This is a genomic window from Mesorhizobium sp. M0601 (assembly GCF_040320845.1).
Lineage (GTDB): Bacteria > Pseudomonadota > Alphaproteobacteria > Rhizobiales > Rhizobiaceae > Mesorhizobium.
In genome coordinates this window covers 33,828-53,875 of record NZ_JAMYQK010000017.1, presented here as the reverse complement: position 1 = coordinate 53,875, position 20,048 = coordinate 33,828, and the positions used below count along the sequence as shown (strand labels likewise).

At 62.3% G+C, this 20,048-nt stretch carries 18 protein-coding genes and 2 pseudogenes; 16 read left to right on the top strand and 4 right to left on the bottom strand.

The window, feature by feature from the left end; genetic code table 11:
• Positions 1–72: 72 nt before the first annotated feature.
• On the top strand, positions 73–1,254 hold the full coding sequence (ubiM, locus tag NKI41_RS17260) for a 5-demethoxyubiquinol-8 5-hydroxylase UbiM (protein WP_352684235.1): 1,182 nt from the start codon (positions 73–75) through the stop codon (positions 1,252–1,254).
• A 303-nt stretch (positions 1,255–1,557) separates the two neighbouring features.
• A complete protein-coding gene (locus NKI41_RS17255) occupies positions 1,558–3,465 on the top strand; it encodes a putative bifunctional diguanylate cyclase/phosphodiesterase (RefSeq protein ID WP_352684169.1) in 1,908 nt (635 codons plus the stop codon).
• A 95-nt stretch (positions 3,466–3,560) separates the two neighbouring features.
• Here the strand turns inward: NKI41_RS17255 and NKI41_RS17250 are convergent, their stop codons facing one another.
• Complete coding sequence (locus NKI41_RS17250) at positions 3,561–3,830, bottom strand: DNA -binding domain-containing protein (RefSeq protein ID WP_352453619.1); 270 nt, start codon at positions 3,828–3,830, stop codon at positions 3,561–3,563.
• A gap of 128 nt (positions 3,831–3,958) precedes the next feature.
• On the opposite strand from NKI41_RS17250, the gene NKI41_RS17245 reads away from it, so the two are divergent.
• From NKI41_RS17245 to rlxS, 12 genes are all read left to right on the top strand, one after another.
• Positions 3,959–4,210 (top strand): helix-turn-helix domain-containing protein, encoded by a 252-nt coding sequence (locus NKI41_RS17245; RefSeq protein ID WP_023722035.1) that lies wholly within the window; start codon positions 3,959–3,961, stop codon positions 4,208–4,210.
• Between the two features lie 134 nt (positions 4,211–4,344).
• A complete protein-coding gene (locus NKI41_RS17240) occupies positions 4,345–4,572 on the top strand; it encodes a hypothetical protein (RefSeq protein ID WP_352453620.1) in 228 nt (75 codons plus the stop codon).
• 58 nt (positions 4,573–4,630) lie between these two features.
• A complete protein-coding gene (locus NKI41_RS17235) occupies positions 4,631–4,951 on the top strand; it encodes a sunset domain-containing protein (RefSeq protein WP_352468497.1) in 321 nt (106 codons plus the stop codon).
• Between the two features lie 487 nt (positions 4,952–5,438).
• Positions 5,439–6,401, top strand: a complete 963-nt coding sequence (locus tag NKI41_RS17230; protein ID WP_352684167.1) for an ArdC family protein — start codon at positions 5,439–5,441, stop codon at positions 6,399–6,401.
• Positions 6,398–6,601: a hypothetical protein gene (locus tag NKI41_RS17225; RefSeq protein ID WP_352474122.1), complete on the top strand. Its 204-nt coding sequence runs from the start codon at positions 6,398–6,400 to the stop codon at positions 6,599–6,601. The genes NKI41_RS17230 and NKI41_RS17225 overlap by 4 nt, the downstream gene beginning before the upstream one ends.
• 14 nt (positions 6,602–6,615) lie before the next feature.
• Positions 6,616–7,023 carry a DUF2958 domain-containing protein gene (locus NKI41_RS17220; RefSeq protein WP_352684164.1) on the top strand — a complete coding sequence of 136 codons (408 nt, stop codon included), beginning with the start codon at positions 6,616–6,618 and terminating at the stop codon, positions 7,021–7,023.
• Between the two features lie 88 nt (positions 7,024–7,111).
• Positions 7,112–8,833, top strand: coding sequence for a ParB/RepB/Spo0J family partition protein (locus NKI41_RS17215; protein WP_352684162.1), 1,722 nt, complete (start codon positions 7,112–7,114; stop codon positions 8,831–8,833).
• A gap of 545 nt (positions 8,834–9,378) precedes the next feature.
• Positions 9,379–9,702, top strand: coding sequence for a DUF736 domain-containing protein (locus NKI41_RS17210; RefSeq protein WP_023672372.1), 324 nt, complete (start codon positions 9,379–9,381; stop codon positions 9,700–9,702).
• Positions 9,703–9,854: 152 nt separating this feature from the next.
• On the top strand, positions 9,855–10,124 hold the full coding sequence (locus NKI41_RS17205) for a helix-turn-helix transcriptional regulator (RefSeq protein WP_352453595.1): 270 nt from the start codon (positions 9,855–9,857) through the stop codon (positions 10,122–10,124).
• Complete coding sequence (gene lepB / locus NKI41_RS17200; protein ID WP_352684159.1) at positions 10,121–10,669, top strand: signal peptidase I; 549 nt, start codon at positions 10,121–10,123, stop codon at positions 10,667–10,669. Before NKI41_RS17205 ends, lepB begins: the two co-directional genes overlap by 4 nt.
• Positions 10,657–11,343 (top strand): lytic transglycosylase domain-containing protein, encoded by a 687-nt coding sequence (locus NKI41_RS17195; protein WP_352684157.1) that lies wholly within the window; start codon positions 10,657–10,659, stop codon positions 11,341–11,343. The genes lepB and NKI41_RS17195 overlap by 13 nt, the downstream gene beginning before the upstream one ends.
• 193 nt (positions 11,344–11,536) lie before the next feature.
• Positions 11,537–13,507: a relaxase/mobilization nuclease RlxS gene (gene rlxS, locus NKI41_RS17190; RefSeq protein ID WP_352684154.1), complete on the top strand. Its 1,971-nt coding sequence runs from the start codon at positions 11,537–11,539 to the stop codon at positions 13,505–13,507.
• Positions 13,508–14,258: 751 nt separating this feature from the next.
• On the opposite strand, the pseudogene NKI41_RS17185 reads toward rlxS, so the two are convergent.
• Together NKI41_RS17185 and NKI41_RS17180 are read right to left on the bottom strand one after the other, a co-directional pair.
• A pseudogene (locus tag NKI41_RS17185) lies at positions 14,259–14,458 on the bottom strand (phage integrase N-terminal SAM-like domain-containing protein); the annotation flags it as partial.
• Positions 14,459–15,349: 891 nt separating this feature from the next.
• Entirely contained in the window at positions 15,350–16,996 is a 1,647-nt protein-coding gene (locus tag NKI41_RS17180) for an MFS transporter (protein WP_352684151.1), read from the bottom strand.
• A 440-nt stretch (positions 16,997–17,436) separates the two neighbouring features.
• Between NKI41_RS17180 and NKI41_RS17175 the strand changes: the two are divergent.
• Together NKI41_RS17175 and NKI41_RS17170 are read left to right on the top strand one after the other, a co-directional pair.
• Positions 17,437–18,319, top strand: a pseudogene (locus tag NKI41_RS17175) (class I tRNA ligase family protein); the annotation flags it as partial.
• Between the two features lie 89 nt (positions 18,320–18,408).
• Complete coding sequence (locus NKI41_RS17170) at positions 18,409–18,804, top strand: FMN-binding negative transcriptional regulator (RefSeq protein WP_352684233.1); 396 nt, start codon at positions 18,409–18,411, stop codon at positions 18,802–18,804.
• Positions 18,805–19,430: 626 nt separating this feature from the next.
• Here NKI41_RS17170 and NKI41_RS17165 read toward each other — a convergent pair.
• Complete coding sequence (locus NKI41_RS17165) at positions 19,431–19,865, bottom strand: hypothetical protein (protein ID WP_352684149.1); 435 nt, start codon at positions 19,863–19,865, stop codon at positions 19,431–19,433.
• Between the last annotated feature and the right edge of the window lie 183 nt (positions 19,866–20,048).

Here is a 20,048-nt window from a genome sequence, read left to right as displayed (position 1 = left end):
CAAACCGTGGATCGATTGCGATGCGTTCCAGTGCCCTTCGTCGCAGATAGCCGACGCAATGGCGGCACGCTGATGGCCGGCTCTGTCGATAGATTCGACGTTATTGTGGTCGGAGCCGGGCCGGTCGGACTTTCCTTCGCCGCGTCGCTTGCCCAGAGCCGACTCAAGGTGGCAGTGGTTGAACGGCAGTCGCTCGAAAGCCTGGCGAATCCGGCTTTCGACGGTCGCGAGATCGCGCTGACCCACGCATCGGTTGGAATCCTTCGCGAGCTCGGCGCCTGGGATGCCATCCCCGCTTCGGACAAATCACCGCTACAAGGCGCGCGCGTGCTCAACGGATCGAGCCCTTTCGCCCTGAGCTTCGATTCTCCCAGCGGATCTGGGGAACCACTCGGAATTCTGGTCCCAAATTGTCGGATCCGCAACGCCCTGTTCAAGCTTGTCCACTTCCAGGATCATGCCCAGCTGCTGTGCGGCCGCTCGGTCGTCAATGCAACAACCAGCCACAAAGAAGCAGTCATAACGCTCTCTGATGGCAGGCAATTGGCCGCTCGGCTGCTCGTTGCAGCGGATTCGCGTTTGTCCGCGACGCGCGACCTGCTCGGCATTGGCGCCGACATCAATCGGCTTGGCAACTCCATGCTGATTTGCCGGGTGAGGCACGAGCGCGCCCATCACCAGATCGCGGTCGAATGGTTCGATCACCATCAGACGATAGCGATGTTGCCGCTCATGGAAGGCGTGTCGTCGCTGCTTCTCACGTTGCGCTCAAGCGAGGCCGACAGACTGCTTGCTCTCGACGACGATTTGTTCCTCATGGAATCGACGAGCCGGTGTCGAGGACGCTTCGGAGAGATGACCTTGGCAAGCACCCGCCATGCCTATCCGCTGGTCACGACCTGGGCGCACAAGTTCTGGGCTCCGAGTGCGGCACTGATCGGCGATGCTGCCCTCGGCATGCACCCGGTGACCGCGCATGGCTTCAACATCGGCCTCAGTGGCCAGAAGCAACTCGCCGATAGAATCCTGGCGGCATGTCGCGAGCGCCGCGACATTGCTGATCCCGACATGCTCGGCAGATACGAAAGCCGGCTGCGTCTGTCGGCGGCACCGCTCTATCATGCTACGAATGCACTTGTCGCTCTCTACTCAGGCGAGCACCCGGCGGCACGGCTTGCAAGACATGCAGGGCTTCGCTTTGCCCAATATCTTCCCTTTATCCGCCATGGCATTTCGGCCATGCTCAGGCGGTGAATCGCAGGCAGCGCTGCCGCTCTGGAACGCTATCTCGGCCCGGCTTCCTTTTGTCTCGCCGGGCGCGTTGATGCCGTTGGTAGGGCTGCTTCCATGGTGACGTTGCCGATCCTGGGATGATTCGGATCAAGGCACGCGTGCGGGCAAGAGCTCGATGGTCAGACGGCAAGGCCAAGAGGCAGACGTGCGCCCCGAAGACATGGTGAGCACACTGGTTATCCCCGCTGGATAGTTAACCCGTCCTTCAGTGGGCCTGCGTAGGCTTGTCCTCGCGAACAACGATGGGAGCAAGCTGGTCCGTCCATGGCCCCGAAGAATGAAGACACGCTGGAGGCCAAAATCCGCCAGGATCAGCTTGCTGACCTGAGGGCCGGCCTCTTCGTGTCGATGCCGATAAGCGCTATCCTGTCAGGCCTGATTTGGGCGGTGCACGCCCTTTCTGGCAGCGGCTTTGCAGCTGCAATCTGGTTCCTGGTCGTCAATGCGATAAATGCCGCCCGCCTTGCACTCGCGCGTTATCAGCTAAAGGAAACGGGGCGCCATGACGGATTAGTGGGGGTTTTGCCGCGGCTTCGCTGGTTTGGCATCCTTGCTCTTCTGGCAGGGTTTGCCTGGTCCTTCCTGGCCGTCCTGACTGTTGGATACACGACACCTCAAGCACCGCTGCATCTGGTCATTCTGGCGGGCATTTCAGCTGGTGCGGTTACATACGGCAGTTCGTATGCCGCGGCGGCGATCAACTTCATCACACCTCCGCTCCTCATCACGGTGGGTTGCCTTTTGGCGAAAGGCAATTTTGAAGACTACATTCTGGCTTTTACCGTTCTGCTCTTCATGGGCGGCTTGGTTCGAGCTTCGTTTGTTGGGCAAGCACGGTTCCGCGAAGCGAGCCGCCTGAGGCATGAGGCCGAGCGGCTTGCGGCGGAGATGAAGGCCAGTTCCAGGCAGGACCACCTGACGGCCCTTCTCAACAGGCGTGGCCTCGAAGACGCTATCGGACGGTTCGAGACCGCGGATGGCCCCTTCGTGGCAATGCTGGTTGACCTGGACGGGTTCAAATCCGTCAACGATACCTACGGTCACAGGACCGGTGATGAACTGCTTGTCAGGATCGCCCGCCGCATAGAGGAGGAAGCACCGGAAGGCTCAACGCTCGCTCGTATCGGCGGCGATGAATTCGTGCTGTTTTTTCCCTCAACGAGGGTTTCGCTTTCTGCCAGTGATCTCGCCTCCAATATCATAGCCAAAATTGCCCGCCCCTATATCGAGGTCGCGTCCGTCCGGGTCGGGGCATCAATAGGAATATACCTGGCGGAAAGCCCGGGCCTGACCGAAATGTTGTTGCGGGCGGATATCGCCCTTTATACGGCCAAGCGTCGTGGCAGGAACGAATTTTGCCTGTTCGATGCCGAACTCGACAGGGAACTGCAACGCCGCCAGTCCGTCGAACGGGACCTTCATTCGGCGATAAAGACGAGAAGCTTGCAACCTTGGTTCCAGCCGATCGTGAAACTCGACACCGAGGCCGTGGTCGGCTTTGAAGCCTTGCTGAGGTGGTCCCATCCGACTCATGGTGCCATCTCTCCACCCGAAATCATCACAGCTGCACGCGAAACCGGAATGCTTCAGCTGCTGACGCAAACCGTATTCGCCGACTGTTGTGCTTTTATCGACGGCTTGGTGAAAGCTGACTGTCGGGATCTCCGTGTGGCGATGAATGTTTCACCGCGCGAACTGGAAGCCGGCGATATCGACGACATGGTTCTGGATGGTCTGGCGGCAAGAGGTCTCCCTGCAACGATGTTCGAGATCGAGATTACCGAAGAATCCCCGGTTGACCCGGACAGAGTGGATGAAAAGCTCGGACGGCTTTCACATGCGGGCATTTCCATCGCGCTCGATGACTTCGGCACCGGCTTTTCTACGTTGGCATCGCTCAAGGACAGTCGGATACGCAAGGTCAAAATAGACCAGGGCTTCATTCGCGGCTTGGCCAAGTCCCGAGAGGACCGACTGCTTGTCAAATCGGTCATCGATCTCGGTAACATGCTCGGGATCGAGGTCATGGCCGAGGGCGTCGAAACAGAGGCGGATCGGCAAACCCTGCACAAGCTTGGCTGCCGAACCGCTCAAGGCTTCCTGTTCTCCAAGGCTGTGCCTCTGAGCCAAGCATTGGAAATGGCAGTCAAACAGCACGCGAACCAGTTGTGACCGCTCCCGCCGCGCCGTCTCTCGCGGCCGTGCGCTCATGAGTGACGGGTATCTGAACTTCCTTGTTTGAAGAGCATGACAATCCGTGCTGTGCGTCAGCCGGCGAACAGTTCCTTGTAGCCGGTCGTGACCATCCAGTTCGCCCGGTCGATATGGCTGCGAAGAGCCTTGCGGGCGCGGACCGGTTCAAGGGCCGGGTCGATGCCTAGAATGAGATCGGCCATCTCCTCTTCGCTGGCATTGTCGGCGCAGGCATCCAGGATCCGCAGGTAGATCGTGAAATGCTGCCTATCGTAGGCCGTCAGGTTCTCCGACCAGGGGACTTCGTCGCACAGAGTTGAGTTTCGAGTCTCATCTGTTCCCATTGATCGATTCATGCCTGTTGCGAGCCTCGGCTGTTGAGCGCTGGATGCAACGCAGCATATCCCAAAATGGGATAATCCGAAACCGGGATTAGTCGCTGATCCGGTCTTTACCCGACCGGTTCGCCTACATGCCCAAATCTCTTCGCTCGCCCCGCCACCAGCGGTTTCTGGCCCAGCTGGTTTCCCTGCGCAAGGCCAAAGGCCTGACTCAGGCGCAGGTGGCCGAGAAGCTTGATCGTCCCCAATCCTTCGTGGCCAAGTACGAGGGTGGAGAGCGGCGTCTCGATGTCATCGAGTTTCTCGACTTAACTGCGGCGCTTGACGCTGATCCGTGCGAGATTCTGTCCAGCCTGCGGGCTAACGGGCGCCTGCGCGTCTAACGGCTCGCGCCGGTACCGTGAACCGAGCGTGCTTTTCTTCGGCAAGCTGCCATTCCGCTGCGGGTGGGTCTTTACCAAGCCATGCCGATATAGGATGATAATCCTAGGTGGGGCGATTCCTCACGGAGATCGCAATGGCTAGGACCAAACTTTCCAAGCAGCTTTCACAGGCTGAAATCGAGCGCTTTCTCGCGGAGGCAGAACGGCTGCACCAGAGCATCGTCCAGCCGCTTCTATCACCTACCAGCAACCATTACCGGGCTCTCCAACGCACCCATGAAGCGCTGTTGAAGACGGTGAAGGATATCACCGGTAAGGATGCGCCGTTCATTCAATGGTTCGGAACAGGACCGGTGAATTAGACCAGACTTATAGACTCCAGGCTGCAAACGTCGCATTCTCTCTTCGGGGAGAAGGGGCGTGGGCAACCATCGCTATCAAGACAATCGGTACAACCGTCGCAGGTATGGCGAGCGCCATCGTTCGAAGGACGTTCCGTTGTGGGCAAAGATCGTTGCTGGTGGAACAATCCTGGCTGGCTTTCTTGCCTTCGAAATCGGCCCTGCCGCTCTCGGCTGCAACATCAAAGCCAATATCAGCTACAACACGGGCGAGCGCATCTATCATGTTCCCGGACAGGAATATTACTGGGAGACGCGCATCAACCTGTTGAAAGGCGAGCGCTGGTTTTGTTCGGAGGAAGCCGCGCGCAAGGCTGGGTGGCGGAAGTCTCGGGTCTGAGCCTCCGTGGTAAATGCTTGCGAAAATGCTGCATCGCACATGTTTTCGGTGCAGCATTCATTTGAAGTATTTATCGCGATCCGTTCGAAAAATCTGTCCAGCCTGCCGTCCTGGCGGGCGCCCGCGCGCCTGACGACGCGCACCAGGTGCTCGTGAACCGAGCCCGCTTTTCTTCGGCAAGCTCAGGCGGTCTCGGCCATTCGGCTTCGCCCCTTGGCGTGGGCAGCCCTTCGGGCTGAGACGGCCGCCGTCCTTGCGGGCGGCGCGGTTTGTCTGTTGGCCTTTCCCGGTGGCGCGGGGTGGGCGGCACTCCCTTCTAGGCCCGCCGCGGCAGCCCGCAACCCTTCGCGTGCCGCTCAGGGTCCTGCTCTTCGTTCCGGTCCTTCGGATGCGGTCCGCCTCCCACGGCGGGCCTTTCCGGTCGCGACTCGCCGCCCACCCCGCTTCCGGGGAAAGGCGCGGCGATTGGCGAGCGGAGGATGAGACGATGCATGCAAACAGCAAGCGTACCCCCAGCGGAGAGGCTGGCACAGGCAAGGGCGGGCGCCCCGGCGCCAGCCTTTATCAGGAGATCACGGACCGCATCATTGCCGAACTGGAGCGCGGCACCGTGCCATGGGTCAAGCCATGGGGCAGCGCAAAGGCAGGCCTTGGCCTGCCGAGAAATGCATCCTCTGGGCGCATCTATTCCGGCATCAATATCCTCATCCTGTGGGGCGCGGTCATCGAGCGCAGCTATCCCAGCCAGAACTGGCTCACCTTCCGGCAGGCGCTCGTCCTTGGCGGCAATGTCAGGAAGGGCGAGCGCGGCACGACCATCGTGCATGCCGACCGCTTTGTCCCCAAGGACGAGAAGGAGCGCGCACGCCACGAGGGCGATGAACCACAGGCCGTGCCTTTTTTGAAGCGCTTCACCGTCTTCAATGTCGCGCAGTGCGATAATCTTCCGGAAGACCTCTATGCCGCCGCCGAGCCGCTGCCTCAGTGCGAGATCGTGCCGCACGCCGAGACGCTCATTCGCGCCAGCGGTGCGGATTTCAGGGTCGGCGGCGATCGCGCTTTCTACATGCCGGGCAGCGACCACATTCAGGTGCCGCCGCAGCCGGCGTTCCATCACCAGATCGACTATTACCGGACCTGCTTTCACGAGCTTGGCCACTGGACCGGCCACCCAACGCGGCTTGCTCGCGACCTCTCCGGCTCGTTCGGCTCCAAGGCTTACGCGCGTGAAGAATTGGTCGCCGAAATCACTGCCGCCTTCGTCTGCAGCAATCTCGGTATCGAGCCGACCGTGCGTCATGCCGATTACATCGGCTCATGGCTGAAGGTGCTGCGCGAGGACAACCGCGCCATCTTCCGTGCCGCCAGTCTTGCCTCCAAGGCCGCCGATTTCCTGTTTGGCCTACAGGCCGATGCCGAAGGCGAGGCGCAGGAAGGGATTGCGGCATGACGATGCGCGATCCTCAACTGACCGCGACCGAGCCGACGCCGCAAGGCGAGCAGATGCTCATTCCAGGCGTTCGGCCCATCACCACGCGCGATCGGCTCACCCTCCTGACGGACGCGCCGATGCGTCCGCGCGCGGCGCAAAAGCCGCTCGATATCGGCCTCTTCGATGAAGCCAGCAGAAATCAACTCGACCTGTTCTGACAAGGAGTCTTTCCATGATCCTGATCACCGATCCACTGCGCGCACGACTGCTCGCCAATGGCGCCGCCGACGCCGACATCGACCATTTTCCCGTTGTGAAACTGTTCGATCCGACAGGTGCCGCGACGTGGCTTCTGAGCGAACTCGACGCCGATGGCGACACGCTGTTCGGTCTTTGCGATCTCGGCTTCGGCTTCCCCGAACTCGGCAGCGTCAGTCTGGCCGAGCTTGCATCCGCAAAAGGTCCGCTTGGCCTCGGCATCGAGCGCGACCTGCATTTCCAGGCGCGCTTTCCGCTCTCCGTCTATGCCGAAGCCGCCCGCATTTGCCGCCACATCACCGAGGCCGAGCGACTTCTGCGGCAGGCAGCAGACGCCCTTTCAAAGCCCCATTCCGAGCTTCCGCCCGACACGGCGGAATAGCAGCGCCGATAGGCGCAAAAACCGTCCCGCCGCGCCGGCCGTCGGCCTCTGCGGCGGGACAACCTCACCAAAGCGATGGAGAGTAACCATGCAGCTTGCCCACATCCCCTTGGATCAGCTCAACATTTCCGCGCTCAACATGCGCCATGGAAAACGCGCGCCCGACATTTCCGACATCCTGCCGTCCGTGCGTGCGCGCGGCGTGCTGGTGCCTCTCCTTGTGCGGCCCAACGGCCAGCCGGAAACCTTCGAGATCGTTGCCGGCAGGCGGCGCTATTTCGCCGCGAAATCGCTTGCCGACGAGCGCGGCGAAGGCGATCCCTTGCCCTGCGCCATCATGGAGGATGGCGACGATGCCGATGCGCTGGAAGCCTCGCTGATCGAAAACCTCGCCCGCCTCGATCCTGACGAAGTCTCGCAATGGGAGACGTTTTCGCGGCTCGTCAGGCAAGGCCGCACCGTTCCCGATATCGCTGCGACCTTCGGCATCACTGACCTGAGGGTCAAACGCATTCTGGCGCTTGGCGACCTCTTGCCCAAAATCCGCGAAGCCTACCGGCGCGAGGAGATCGATACCGAGACGGTGCGCCATCTCACCATGGCGTCCAAGGCGCAGCAGAAGGACTGGCTGGCTCTGTCTGCCGATCCCGATCAATACGCGCCGCGTGGCTTTCAATTGAAGCAATGGCTGTTCGGCGGCCAGTCGATTTCCACCAAGGTGGCGCTGTTTGCCATCGACGAATATCCCGGCCTGATCACCTCGGACCTGTTCGGCGAGGACAGCTATTTCGCCGATGCCGACCTGTTCTGGCAAAAGCAGAACGAAGCGATTGCCACCAGACGCGACACATATCTCAACGAGGGCTGGAGCGAGGTGGTGCTGCTGGAACCGGGCCAGTATTTCCACCCATGGGACCACGAGAAGACCCCGAAGAAGAGGGGCGGCAAGGTCGTCATCACTGTCTCGCATCGCGGCGAGGTCGAGTGTCACGAGGGCTGGCTGTCACGCAAGGAAGCCCGCCGCGCCCGCGAGGGCGGCGAGCAAGAAGAAACAGCCGCCAAGCCGCCGCGCCCCGAACTCACCGGCCCGATGCAGAACTATGTCGATCTGCATCGCCATGCGGCCGTGCGCGCGGCCATGCTCGACCATCCCGCCGTGGCGCTGCGACTCGTGGTGGCGCACGCCATCACCGGTTCCGGCTTGTGGCTGGTGCGCCGTGAGCCACAGCGCGCGGCCAACGAGACGGTGACTGCCAGCCTTGCCGGCTGCAAGGCTGAAGCTGCATTCGGCAAAAAACGGCGCGAAGTGTTGGCCCTGCTCGGATCACCGGATGAGGATGGCGTGGTCGCCGGCGGCGATGGCGACGCCTTTGCTATCGCCGGCGTCTTCGCGCGCCTCTTGGCGCTCTGCGACGACGATGTCATGCGCGTTCTCACCCTTGTCATGGCCGAGACGCTTGCAGCCGGCAGCGCCGTCATCGAGGCGCTCGGCAACCATCTGAACGTCGATATGGGCACCTGGTGGCAACCGGACGATGCCTTCTTCGACCTCTTGCGCGATAAGGAAATCGCCAATTCGATGCTCGCCGAGGTCGGCGGCAAGCTGGTCGCGGACGGCAATGTCGCCGAGAAGGTCAAGACGCAAAAGAAGATAATCCGCGACTTCCTGGCGGGCGAGAATGGCCGCCAGAAGGTCGAGAGCTGGCTGCCGCGCTGGATGAAATTCCCGGCCGAAAGCTACACCAGCCGCGGCGGCTTCCGCACCGCCGATCAGTGGACACAGGTACAGCCGCTGTTCGTCCGCGAATAATCGATCAGGGCCCGAGCGGCGGTTCTCTCGATTACCGCCGCTCAGGTCGCGCGCGCCGCTCCGGGTCGCGCCGGCTGCCGATTGGGCGTCTTGTCGAGCCAGTGCCGCGCGCGAGAAATCCCGACGCCAATTCGCGCCCGTTTCGGCAGCCCTGCACCGCGCCGGGTTGCTTGCTGAGGCGCCAGGCGCATGGGGCCAATTGTCCGATCGGGTTGCCGACAGAGCCCGCGCAGCCGGCGCCCTGTAATGCCGCCTGCTCGTTGTGCCGCCGATCGCGCCACCTGCCTCCATGTGTCTCAGGGACCATTCCCCTGCGGCTGGCTTGACGACCTATGGGCGGATCCGGCCCGCCCGAAACCCTCGCCAGCAGCTTTTTTCCCCGCCGCCTGCGGCGGCTTCCTCGCGCCGCTTCGCTTCAAAAAAGCTGTCCGCTCGGGTCCTCCGCTATCGCTGCGGCCGTCCCGGTTCCGGCGGTCCGGACGCGCCCATCACGGTCCGCCATCGCAGGGGAATGGTCCCCGGCGAGCACCAAAAGGAGACTGAAAATGACCGCGATCGGATACGTCACCAAACAGGAAAACGGCGGCTACAAGGGCCAGCTCAAGACGCTCAGCGTGCGCGCCGACATCGACATCGTGCCCAATCAGGCAAAGAGCGCCGACACCCATCCCGACTTCCGGGTGCTGACGCAAGGGGTCGAAGTAGGGGCCGGCTGGATCCGCACCGGCGAGACCTCCGGCAAGGACTATGTGAGCCTGTCGATTGCCGCCCCGGAGTTCGGCCCGCGCAAGCTCTACGCCAATCTCGGCCGCGCCGCCGGCCAGGATGATGACGACACATACGCCATCATCTGGAACCCGGTCGACTGAACCGCCTGCCTCGAGCCTCGCGCCGCAACCGGGCGCGGGGCTCTTCTCAAGAAGGGGCGGCGAAAACTCGCCCCCCACTCTTCGCCCGTCCCCGAAACGATCTCGCTCGCCGATCCTCGCCTTCGCTTGTCCGTAACGAAACGAGGACCATCATGGACGACGAAAACGAACGCGCGGCCCGCGCCAAGAAGGGCAGTCCGTTTCTCAACACCGCGCAGGCCGCCTTCTATATCGGGCTGTCCCAGCGCACGCTGGAGAAGATGCGGCTCAAAGGCGGCGGCCCGCAATTTCGCAAGCACGGCCGCTATGTCCGCTATCACATCGACGAGCTCGACGACTGGTCGAAGGGACGCGCGCAGGAGACCAGGCCCGAGGATGGCGGGCACAATTCCGGCTCGGCCGGTGAGGGAGGCCGCTCATGAGCCGGCGTCCCACTATCCGTCTGATCGGCAGCCATCTGCGGCGCATTCGGGCGCGCAAGACGATCCCCGTGGCCACAATAGGCCTCGGCCTGATCGGCTTCGCCGCTTTCGACAACCCATCGCCCTGGCTGGTGTGGAACGCCTCGGCCAGTGCGCCGGTCGGCCTCTATCGCGTCGCGTCCGGATCACCGGCTCATGGCGATCTGGTGCTCGTCCGCCCGCCAAAACCGGTCGCCGATCTCGCCGCCGAACGCTTCTATCTGCCCAGCAATGTGCCGCTGGTCAAGCGCCTTGCCGCGCTGCCTGGCGAGCATGTCTGCGCCTTCGGCGACGCCATCATCATCGGCGGCGAGATTGTCGCGCGCCGGCTGGCAACCGACACGCAGCACCGTCCGCTGCCTTGGTGGAATGCCTGCCGCAAGCTCGCCGCCGACGAGTTTTTCCTGCTCGGCAACGATAGAAACCGCTCCTTCGACAGCCGCTATTTCGGGCCGGTGCCGGCCGAAAATATTGCCGGGAGGCTCGTGCCGCTATGGACCGAGTAACCCTCCTGATGCTCGGCATGGTCGCGATAGCGCCATGCGCCTGTTCCGCCGCGACCGACGCTCAGCCGGCCGACATCTCCCGTGGTCCGCAGCTGGCAAAATGGCAGCACTACGTAGCTGAGGCAAGCCGGCGTTTCAGCATTCCACAGCCCTGGATTTATGCCGTCATGGATGCCGAAAGCCGGGGGCAGACAATGCTGGACGGACGGCCGATCGCCTCACACGCCGGCGCCATTGGCCTCATGCAGGTGATGCCCGGCACTTACGAGGAGATGCGCGCAGAGCTTGGCCTGGGGGCCGATCCGCACGACCCTCGCGACAACATTCTGGCAGGCACTGCCTATCTGCGCGCCATGTATGACCGCTTCGGCTTTCCCGGCCTGTTTGCCGCCTATAACGCTGGGCCGGACCGCTACGAACAGCATTTGCAGCGTGGGCGACCGCTGCCCAGCGAGACGGTTTTGTATCTGGAACAGCTCAAGGCGGCGGGGATCTCGGCCGCCGACATGGACGCGTTCACCGGCAAATCCCGTTCCGGAAAAGCGCCGGAAATCCCGTCCGGGCAGTCGCTGTTTTTCCTGCGAAACGGTGTTTCCGCGACCGATCCGAATGGCCAAATTGTGGTGCCGCTCGGATCGGAGCGAGCAAGGTCAGGCCGGCCGGATCGCAGGTGAGGGCAGGGGTACCGTGGGTCGGGCGGGGCAGGGAGGCAGGGAGGCAGGTCCGCGGAAGGCAAGATAAAGGCATCGCCTCCTGGAGGCGGCGAAGTCTTTGTCTGCACATCGTTTTCCACGGAGGCTGCCTTCAGCGTCAGGAGAGCTGCTGCCGACAAACCTCTGATATTGCTTAAGATTACTAGGAGGCTCAATGCAGGATGAAGAGTTCAAGCCGAGCCTGGGCAAAATCGGATCGCGCGGCTCGAAGGCAGGCAAGCGTTTCGCCGGCCAGATCCGCGCCGCGATCAACCGAGCCGGCGGCGGCAGCGGTCGCCGTGGCCGCTTCATCGGAAGCCGGGCGGGGCGCGGCGGGGCTGCTGCCGCCGTTCTCAGAGCGCGCGACCCCCACGCGGCGTTTCGGCAGCGGCGCGCCGTCGTCAAGGCGCGTATCGTCAAGCTGGCCGGCAAGGGTGTTGACGGGGCACGTGCACACCTTCGCTACCTCCAGCGCGACGGCGTCACCCGCGAAGGCGAGCCTGGCGAGCTCTATAGCGCCGACAGCGACCGCGTTGATGGCAAGGCCTTCATCGATCGTGCCGATGGCGACCGGCATCAGTTCCGCTTCATCGTCGCCCCTGAAGACGGCATCGAGTATGATGACTTGAAGCCGCTCACGCGGCGCCTCATGGCGCAGATGGAAGAAGACCTCGGCACTAGGCTCGACTGGGTGGCCGTCGATCATTTCAACACTGGTCATCCGCATACCCATATTATCGTCCGCGGCAAGGACGACCGCGACGAAAACCTCGTCATCGCGCGGGACTACATCTCGTCTGGAATCCGTGAACGGGCGGCGGAGCTGGTCAGCCTCGACCTTGGCCCGAGAACGGACCGCGAGATCGAGCAACGCCTGCGCCAGGAAATGGAGCGGGAACGCTTCACCAACATCGATCGGCAGCTGCTCCGCATGCGCGACCATGAGGGGCATGTCTCACCGGCCAGCCGAGACACGTTTCGCCAGACGCTGCACCAGGGCCGCCTGCGCAAGCTCGAGCGGATGGGTCTGGCTGAGGAAGTCGGCTCGGGCCGCTGGCGCCTTGATGGCGAGCTTGAAGCGACGCTGCGCCGCATCGGCGAGCGGGGCGACATCATCAAGACCATGCACCGCGAACTGACCGGCAAGGGGCTCGCCCGCAGTGCCGCCGACTATGTTGTCCATGATCGATCTGCAGAGCAGATGCAGCCTGTCGTCGGCCGCATCATTGCGCGCGGCCTGGCCGACGAAATCACTGACCGCCATTACCTCGTCGTCGACGGCGTGGACGGCAAAAGCCACTATGTTGATATCGGCAAAGGCGAGGCCACCCAACCGACGCCAGAGGGCTGCATAGTGCGGGTCACGCCGAGGGACACCGGGCCAAGGCAAGTCGACCGCACAATTGCCGAGATCGCCACGGCCCATGACGGGCGCTACAGCATCGATATCCATCTCAAGCATGACCCGTCGGCCACCGAACGCTTTGCCGAAACGCACGCGCGGCGACTGGAGGCGATCCGCCGGGCGACCGGTCGTGTCGAGCGCGAGCCGGACGGCACCTGGATCGTCGCACCGGATCATCTCGACCGTGTGTCTGACTACGAGCGTCAGCGGGCCGGGGCCGAGCCTGTCACGGTTGACAAGCTCTCATCGACGCCGCTGGAACAACAAGTCAGCTTCGACGGCGCCACCTGGCTCGATCGAGAGCTGGTTTCCGACATACCGGAGGCCTTGCACAGCTCTGGTTTCGGCCGCGATGTCCGAGAGGCGCAAGGCCGCCGACGGCAGTGGCTGATTGCGCAAGGTCTTGCTCGGGAAGAGCAGGACCGGATCGTCTATCGCGCCAACATGCTTTCGATGCTGCGCCAACGCGAGTTGAACCGCGTGGCCGGCCAGTTGTCGAACGAACTCGGTCTGCCCTATTCTGAAGCCCAGAGTGGAGATCGAATAGAAGGCACGCTCCGCCGCTCCGTCGAGCTCGCCGGCGGAAAATACGCTGTCATCGAGAAATCGCGCGAGTTCACGCTGGTGCCATGGCGGCCGGTGCTTGAGCATCATATCGGCAAGGAGGTTTCCGGCGTCGTGCGTGCAGAGGGGATTTCATGGACCATCGGCCGGCAGAGAAGCGGACCAAGCATTTCGTGACATGGCTACACAACTTCTTTTGCCCGCGTTGAAACAGGTACTCAGTCCGGACGGAGTTCGCCTGCTAATTGCCCGCGGCATTGATCTCGCGAGGGATAAATGGCTGGTCGTGCAAGACTTATCGTTCGCTCTACAAAATGCGCCGCGATGATTCATCGTGTTCCATGATTCTGAGCCAAAACCCTCCTGCGCCACCACGGCACTCTTCCCGGTGCCACGGAAGCCGCGCCGACGCGGCGGTGCCGGCCTGGTTGCACAGGGCTGCCCCCGACCCAAACAGTTGCGGCGCATTGAGGACATTGCAATCACTGACGGTGCAGCCATCGGCGCGCTCGATGAGATGGTCCGCCAGCTAGAGAGGTGGGCTGGCGCCTGGTGACAGCGCCTAGGGCTTTCGGCGGCCGTGGTACGGCGAAGCAGGCTCGCGGCGTCGAGGATGAAGCCGCACTTCGCGATGTTCTTCTGCTCACACGACCGGGAGACAAGGTCGACCCCGCGGGCCGGATGCTGTTGACCGGGCGTGAACTGGCAGCCCATCCCGCTGAGGATCTTCTAACGGGAGAAACCTCGCTGCGGTGGGGAAGATTTCGATCGTCGCCCGCGACGACGAGGCGGTCAGCGACCTGACCAGACGAGCTCGGCAGCTTTCCGCTGCGGCATGGTGACCGGCGCGATCATGGCCGCCGAATGAGATCGCTTCGAACGCACCGTCGGATGCTGGCTCGCCGACGCTTTACTGGCGCAGCGCCTGGGAGGGGCACGAGATTCCGGTAGAGACCAGATGCACCTGGGAGGCGCGAACGTCCTCCAGGCCGAGCCGGTCCGGCGAGCGGTCGAATATCGCGAAAACTTGGCCACCGCGTGCACGTAGGATCGCTGGGTGGCCGGCGACAGATTGCGGATCGTCATGTCCTCGATCATGCGTCGGCGAAGAGGGCTCAACTCGGCCATCTCAAACTCTCAAACTCCTGTTCTCAAGATTGCGCTTCAACAGCCGCAATCCTTCAAAACAGAAGCGTCATCCGCAAACCCACGCACCAAATGACGCGTCAGCGGCTTCGTTCAATCCCTTTATGGGTCCGGATCCTAGCAGGTTGTGACCATTGCTGTGGCAATGCAGCAGTCCTGGATGGCTGCATCAAATAAGTTCCAAGATGCCCCGGGCGCGCTTCCACCGGACCACCTGGACGCTGCAGTTAAATGCACAAATCCACGCGCGTGCTGAAGCATCGTGAAAAATTCATGGATTATGACCCGATCCAATTTCGGTCGATCAATCAGCGCCCTTCGCCGGGGCTGTCGGTCCGCATCGCGCCTGACAGCGGCGCTATGCTGGCGCTCCCATGGCCGCCCTGTTGAATCGCTTTCTCCAGCACCGAACTGAATTGGTCCCGCTGGCGAACATTTCGATGCTTCCGCCTTGTAGGCCTTCTTTGTTGCGGCCGCCTCTGCGGCACGGCTGCGCCGACGTGAACGTGCTTGGCGGCACGTTTTGTCAGGGAGGGGAAAGAGGCGCGCGGCCCTCTCCCAGCAAGCCGCCGCTGGCGGATTCCTCCGTCTGCCCGCTGCGCTCCCTGCAGACCGGGGAGACCCTTCCGCCCCCCTTGCTCCCGCTGCTCGCCGCGATGCAGGGGGACAGGCGACCTGAACCCGTGCCCAAGCCGATCTGATGGCCGCAGAGGCGGTGGGGCTGGACATGGGCCCGTGGTGGACATACGTGCCACACAAATCCTCATGCTCGCCTAACCGGCTGCAACGTATGGCAATCCGGGCAGACCCGACGAAAGAAGGAGTAGGTCTCGGCCATTCCCGTGTCCGAACCCAGAAAAGTTACTGGTTTCCTTACGGGCGCGATACAAAGGGCACAGGCTGGACTTGGCTGCCGGGGGCGGGGCTTGTCGACCGCTCAATCGAAAGTGAGAGACGAGGAGGAGAATCACCGACCTGCAGAGCGGCAAGGCGCTCGCCTACTTCCCTGTCAGTCACCGTTAGCCGATGGTTTAGACGAAGATAGTCCGTCCATGTCGGCGTGCGGAATGTCTCGGTCCAAAGAGTCGAGTTCTGAAGATCGCGCTGGAGGGTCCAGTCCCGCGCACCGGCACGGCTCTGAACGCGCCGCCTTTCGCGCATGCAGCTCAGAAATTCCTCGATATTCTCCTCGGGTATCGAGTACTCCACCTTGATCACGATCGGGCCGCTCCTGGGCTTCAAATCGAGGGCCAGTTCTGGTGGCCTGAAGTCGAAGGCCCCTTGATCCGATTCCTCCCATAGGCGGACCGGCAATAGCTTTCCCACAGCTGCAACCAGCAACAGCGCCGCTGCAGCACCTTCCAAAGCCCACGTCAGGGAATAGTTCTGCGCGACAGCACCCCAGATCCAGCTGCCCGCTGCCATGCCGCCGTAGGTCAGGGCGTAATAGATCGACAGGGTGCGACCAACGACCCACCTTGGGCTTGCCAACTGCACACACACGTCGGTTCCGGTCCAGGTGACAACCCAGCCTGCGCCAGCGATTGCAAGCGCGATCGCTGCTACAGCCACCGATGATGTGAGAGCCAGTAAAAGGCAACACGTTGCGCAAGCAACGGACGCGAACGTGATCAATCGATTTTGGGACGTGATGCGTCGCAAGTAGCTATTGCCAATGCCCGCGATGAAGGCGCCTGTGCCGAAGCCGGCCAACAGGACGCCGTAAACAATTGGCCCCCCCGCCAGTTGGTCGCGAACCAGGAGGGGGAGCAGAGCAAGGATCGAGATGCTTGACAGCCCGAACAGGGTTGCACGCACGATCGCCACTCTGATCTCCGAGGAGATTGCCGTGAAGCGCATGCCATCATGAATGGCCGTCGTCATCCGCTCGCGCGGAAGAGGCGAAGAGCGAACTTGCCACTTGGAGCGCAGTACAGCGCTCAACGGGACCAGGTCGGTCAGCGCAGCGAAGGCGAAAGCCGTAAGGGGGCCCAGCAAAGCCAAAATTACACCGCCAAGCGCCGGTCCTATGCTTCGAACCACGTTGTACCCCACCGACATCAGCGTCACTGCAGCGGGTATGTCGCGCTTTTCCAGGATGTCGCCGACCGAGGCGTGCCAGGCTGGATCATTCAAGGCAAAGCCGCATCCCGCCAAGAAACTCAGTCCCAAGATCAGCCATGGACTGACAAAGCCCAGTCCAACAGAGAGAGCCAGCGCCGTGGATGCCAGTGCGATCAGGCAATGTCCGGCAAGCATCACGCCGCGGCGGCTGAAGCTGTCTGCAATCGCTCCAGCAAGGATCGACAAGAAGAAGGCGGGCAGTGTCGATGCAGCCTGCACGAGCGCAACCATCAGATCGGAGGCTGAAATCGTTGCCATAAGCCAGCTTATAGCCACGCTCTGCACCAGCCAGCCAAGGCTGGATATCTGCGTGGCTGTCCAGATCGAACGAAAGACCGGATTCTGAAGAGGGATCAGTGTGTTTGCCGCAAAGGGCGGGGAATCTTGACGCCGCATGACTTCTCACCTCCACCACGTAGTTCTTTCGCTCGCTCACTTGCTGACAGCGGTGCGCTTACGCACAGCTGCGTCACAACCAAGTTCCGATATCGCGCTCGCAACAAAGTAGATGTCGCATCCACGGTGCTGATGCGATGAGTGTGCCAGTTGGGCGTCAGCTGGTCTGGGTCGCGCAGCCCGATGGGGTGCGGTCTGCCCTGCGACTCTTGGCCTTGGACGGTGCTACCGCCCCGATGGCCGGGTTGTCAAACTGCCACGGTGCTAGCAGCGCCCATCCCATCCTGACAGGCATGAGCGTACGACGCAGCGCATCGCTGGTATCGGAGGCGGGTGCAAGATCAAGGGTGGCATCGTCTTGACAAGTACGAGCTGGTGGACGCCTTCGCCCGACCTATCACATCGGCGATTTATGGGGCCGCCGTTCAACTCGTTGGTCTATGCACAAAAAACATAATACGCTTCAAAAGACGTTTCGTGTCGGCGCAGGCGCCGAGGAGGGCGCGGAAGCCTTCACCATCGTCATCCCGCCACCGGACGTCACTGGCTCGCTGCACATGGGCCATGCGCTCAATAACACGCTGCAGGACATTCTGGTGCGCTTCGAGCGCATGCGCGGCAAGAACGTGCTGTGGCAGCCCGGCATGGATCACGCCGGCATCGCCACGCAGATGGTGGTCGAGCGCCAGCTTATGGAGAAGCAGATCCACCGCCGTGACCTGACGCGCGACGAGTTCATTGAGAAAGTCTGGGAGTGGAAAGCCGAATCCGGCGGCGCGATCTTCAACCAGTTGAAGCGGCTGGGGCCTCGGCCGACTGGAGCCGAGAACGTTTCACCATGGACGAGGGCCTGTCCAGGGCGGTGCTCGAAGTGTTCGTCACGCTCTACAAGGAAAGGCCTGATCTACAAGGACAAGCGCTTGTCAACTGGGACCCGAAGCTCTTGACCGCGAGTCCGACCTTGAGGTCGAACAGCAGGAGGTCAACGGCAATCTCTGGCATTTCCGCTACCCCGTCGAGGGCGAGGTTTTGGATCCGGAAAATCCTAAAACCTTCATCACCGTGGCGACGACCCGCCCGGAGACGATGCTGGGCGATATGGCGGTCGGCGGTGCATCCCGACGACGAGCGTTTCCGGCATCTTGTCGGCAAGAACCTCATCCTCTGCCGATCGTCGGCCGCAGGATCGCGGTGGTGGCGGACGAGTATTCTGATCCGGAGAAAGGCAGCCGCGCGGTCAAGATCACGCCGGCGCACGACTTCAACGAATTTGAGGTCGGCAGGCGCCATAAGTTGCCGGCGATCAATATTCTCACCATAGAGGGGCGGTCACCCTCACGGACAATGACGACTGTCTCGCCGGGCTGGAGGTGGCGCCGTAGCGCCATGCGGTCCGGGACGAGCTCGACGGTCTGACGCTTACATCTAGCCGAACTGGTCCAAGCAAGCATGAATTCCATAACCAGGCGCCGACGTGGAACTATCTCGTCGTCCACGCCCACGGACGCATCACTGTCCGGGATGATGAGCGCTATGTGCGCCGTAACGTGGCGAAGCTCACTCACATGCATGAAGCCTCGCAGCCTGCCCCGTGGAAGATGGGCGACGCGCCGAAGGACTTCATTGACACGATGGTGAAGGCGATCGTCGCCCTGGAAATCGAGATCACCAGCCTGGTTGGTAAATCAAAACTCAGCCAGAACAAAGAGGTGCGCGACATTCAGAACGCTGGTGAAATGCTGAATGCCCGAGGCGTCAATGGGATGGGAGAAGCGATGCTCGCGGTTGCGGCGGCCAAATCCCAATAGCAACTATCTTGTCCCGACAAGCCGCTGGTGCTGGATTTCCAACGGGTGACCTTGAGAGACAAATGCTTCGGCTCGCCGGAAACGCGACCAGCATCTGACCACCCGCTATGCGGCAGATGGACAAGAACTCAGGCCGCCATCGCCAGCCACATCCGCAATGCCGCCGGATCGATGGAAGCTGCTTACCCCGCCAGTCTCTCCGGTCATGCCGCCTGCGTCGTTAATACCTTGAACAGCAGCCTGGCGGTTAAACCGCCTTGCGTGTTCGGTATGGCGGCACAGCGGTTTGGAGATCGGCGAACGCCACGCCCCACGGTAGCGATGCCTCGCATGACCAAGCAGCGGCATGTGCGGCAGGCTTGCACCCGCTTCAGATGCGAGACGGGTCAAGACAATCATCCTGCACAACGCCACGCGGCGGTGAGCCGGTTTCGAAAAGGGCCGGCCCCGGCCGTTCATACAAGTGGAGTTGGGGGCGCGGGGCCGGATCAAGCCTATCGCGTTGGACCCGCCGGGACCGCGCGTACATCATCCCGGCAACGCCAGGCGCTCGCCTCGCGTCATGCGGGCTTCGGCTTGGCGCGCCGAATGTCTGGACCGGCATCGCGGAGCAATGGCGCACCAGTCTACGACATGGTGCGTAGTCGCCATGCTGCCCCTGGCCAGATCGTAGATGACCTCGGCTTGTTCGCCATGGCGAGCCGAAGCACGTTGACGGCCGTGCCGGGTGATGCGCCGTCCCAGACTATCATCCCAAAATCGGCGCGCGCCATCTCCCGGTCTTTGGCGGCGTAGATCCAGTATCCTCTAGCACCTTCAGGAGACGGGACCCGGGAGGCAGCCCAGTCGCCCAGATCATTGCGGGGTTCCTTGGCCGCATGGAAGACCCCGACATGTTTGTAGCCGTAGCCCGCGAGCAGGCCCTGCGCCTCGGCATCGGCTCCAGACGCGTCGCCAATCAGCACGCCGTGCACGGCAACAACGATTGGGCGGATCCGAGCGATGGCAGGTTCCGTCAGCTCAAATATCTCGCGTGAACCCCCTATGAATATCATCGACATCATGACTTTCCCTTCTCTCCAGGGCTCCCTCGCTCTGACCGCCGTCTCCCTCTGGCCCTGCGTGAGGGGTCACCCGAACGCCGAGACGGCGAAGCCGGCTCGGGGAGCGGCGGGACGCCGCAACTAGAGCCCGGTCGGCGGCAGGCCGGCGCGCAGACCTGCCGCTTCCGGAGGCGCTACGCG

Coding starts and splice junctions, on each gene's coding strand:
- ubiM (WP_352684235.1), top strand. CDS start 73: ATGGCCGGCTCTGTCGATAGATTCGACGTTATTGTGGTCGGAGCCGGG.
- NKI41_RS17255 (WP_352684169.1), top strand. CDS start 1,558: ATGGCCCCGAAGAATGAAGACACGCTGGAGGCCAAAATCCGCCAGGAT.
- NKI41_RS17250 (WP_352453619.1), bottom strand. CDS start 3,830: ATGGGAACAGATGAGACTCGAAACTCAACTCTGTGCGACGAAGTCCCC.
- NKI41_RS17245 (WP_023722035.1), top strand. CDS start 3,959: ATGCCCAAATCTCTTCGCTCGCCCCGCCACCAGCGGTTTCTGGCCCAG.
- NKI41_RS17240 (WP_352453620.1), top strand. CDS start 4,345: ATGGCTAGGACCAAACTTTCCAAGCAGCTTTCACAGGCTGAAATCGAG.
- NKI41_RS17230 (WP_352684167.1), top strand. CDS start 5,439: ATGCATGCAAACAGCAAGCGTACCCCCAGCGGAGAGGCTGGCACAGGC.
- NKI41_RS17225 (WP_352474122.1), top strand. CDS start 6,398: ATGACGATGCGCGATCCTCAACTGACCGCGACCGAGCCGACGCCGCAA.
- NKI41_RS17220 (WP_352684164.1), top strand. CDS start 6,616: ATGATCCTGATCACCGATCCACTGCGCGCACGACTGCTCGCCAATGGC.
- NKI41_RS17215 (WP_352684162.1), top strand. CDS start 7,112: ATGCAGCTTGCCCACATCCCCTTGGATCAGCTCAACATTTCCGCGCTC.
- NKI41_RS17210 (WP_023672372.1), top strand. CDS start 9,379: ATGACCGCGATCGGATACGTCACCAAACAGGAAAACGGCGGCTACAAG.
- NKI41_RS17205 (WP_352453595.1), top strand. CDS start 9,855: ATGGACGACGAAAACGAACGCGCGGCCCGCGCCAAGAAGGGCAGTCCG.
- lepB (WP_352684159.1), top strand. CDS start 10,121: ATGAGCCGGCGTCCCACTATCCGTCTGATCGGCAGCCATCTGCGGCGC.
- NKI41_RS17195 (WP_352684157.1), top strand. CDS start 10,657: ATGGACCGAGTAACCCTCCTGATGCTCGGCATGGTCGCGATAGCGCCA.
- rlxS (WP_352684154.1), top strand. CDS start 11,537: ATGCAGGATGAAGAGTTCAAGCCGAGCCTGGGCAAAATCGGATCGCGC.
- NKI41_RS17180 (WP_352684151.1), bottom strand. CDS start 16,996: ATGCGGCGTCAAGATTCCCCGCCCTTTGCGGCAAACACACTGATCCCT.
- NKI41_RS17165 (WP_352684149.1), bottom strand. CDS start 19,865: ATGTCGATGATATTCATAGGGGGTTCACGCGAGATATTTGAGCTGACG.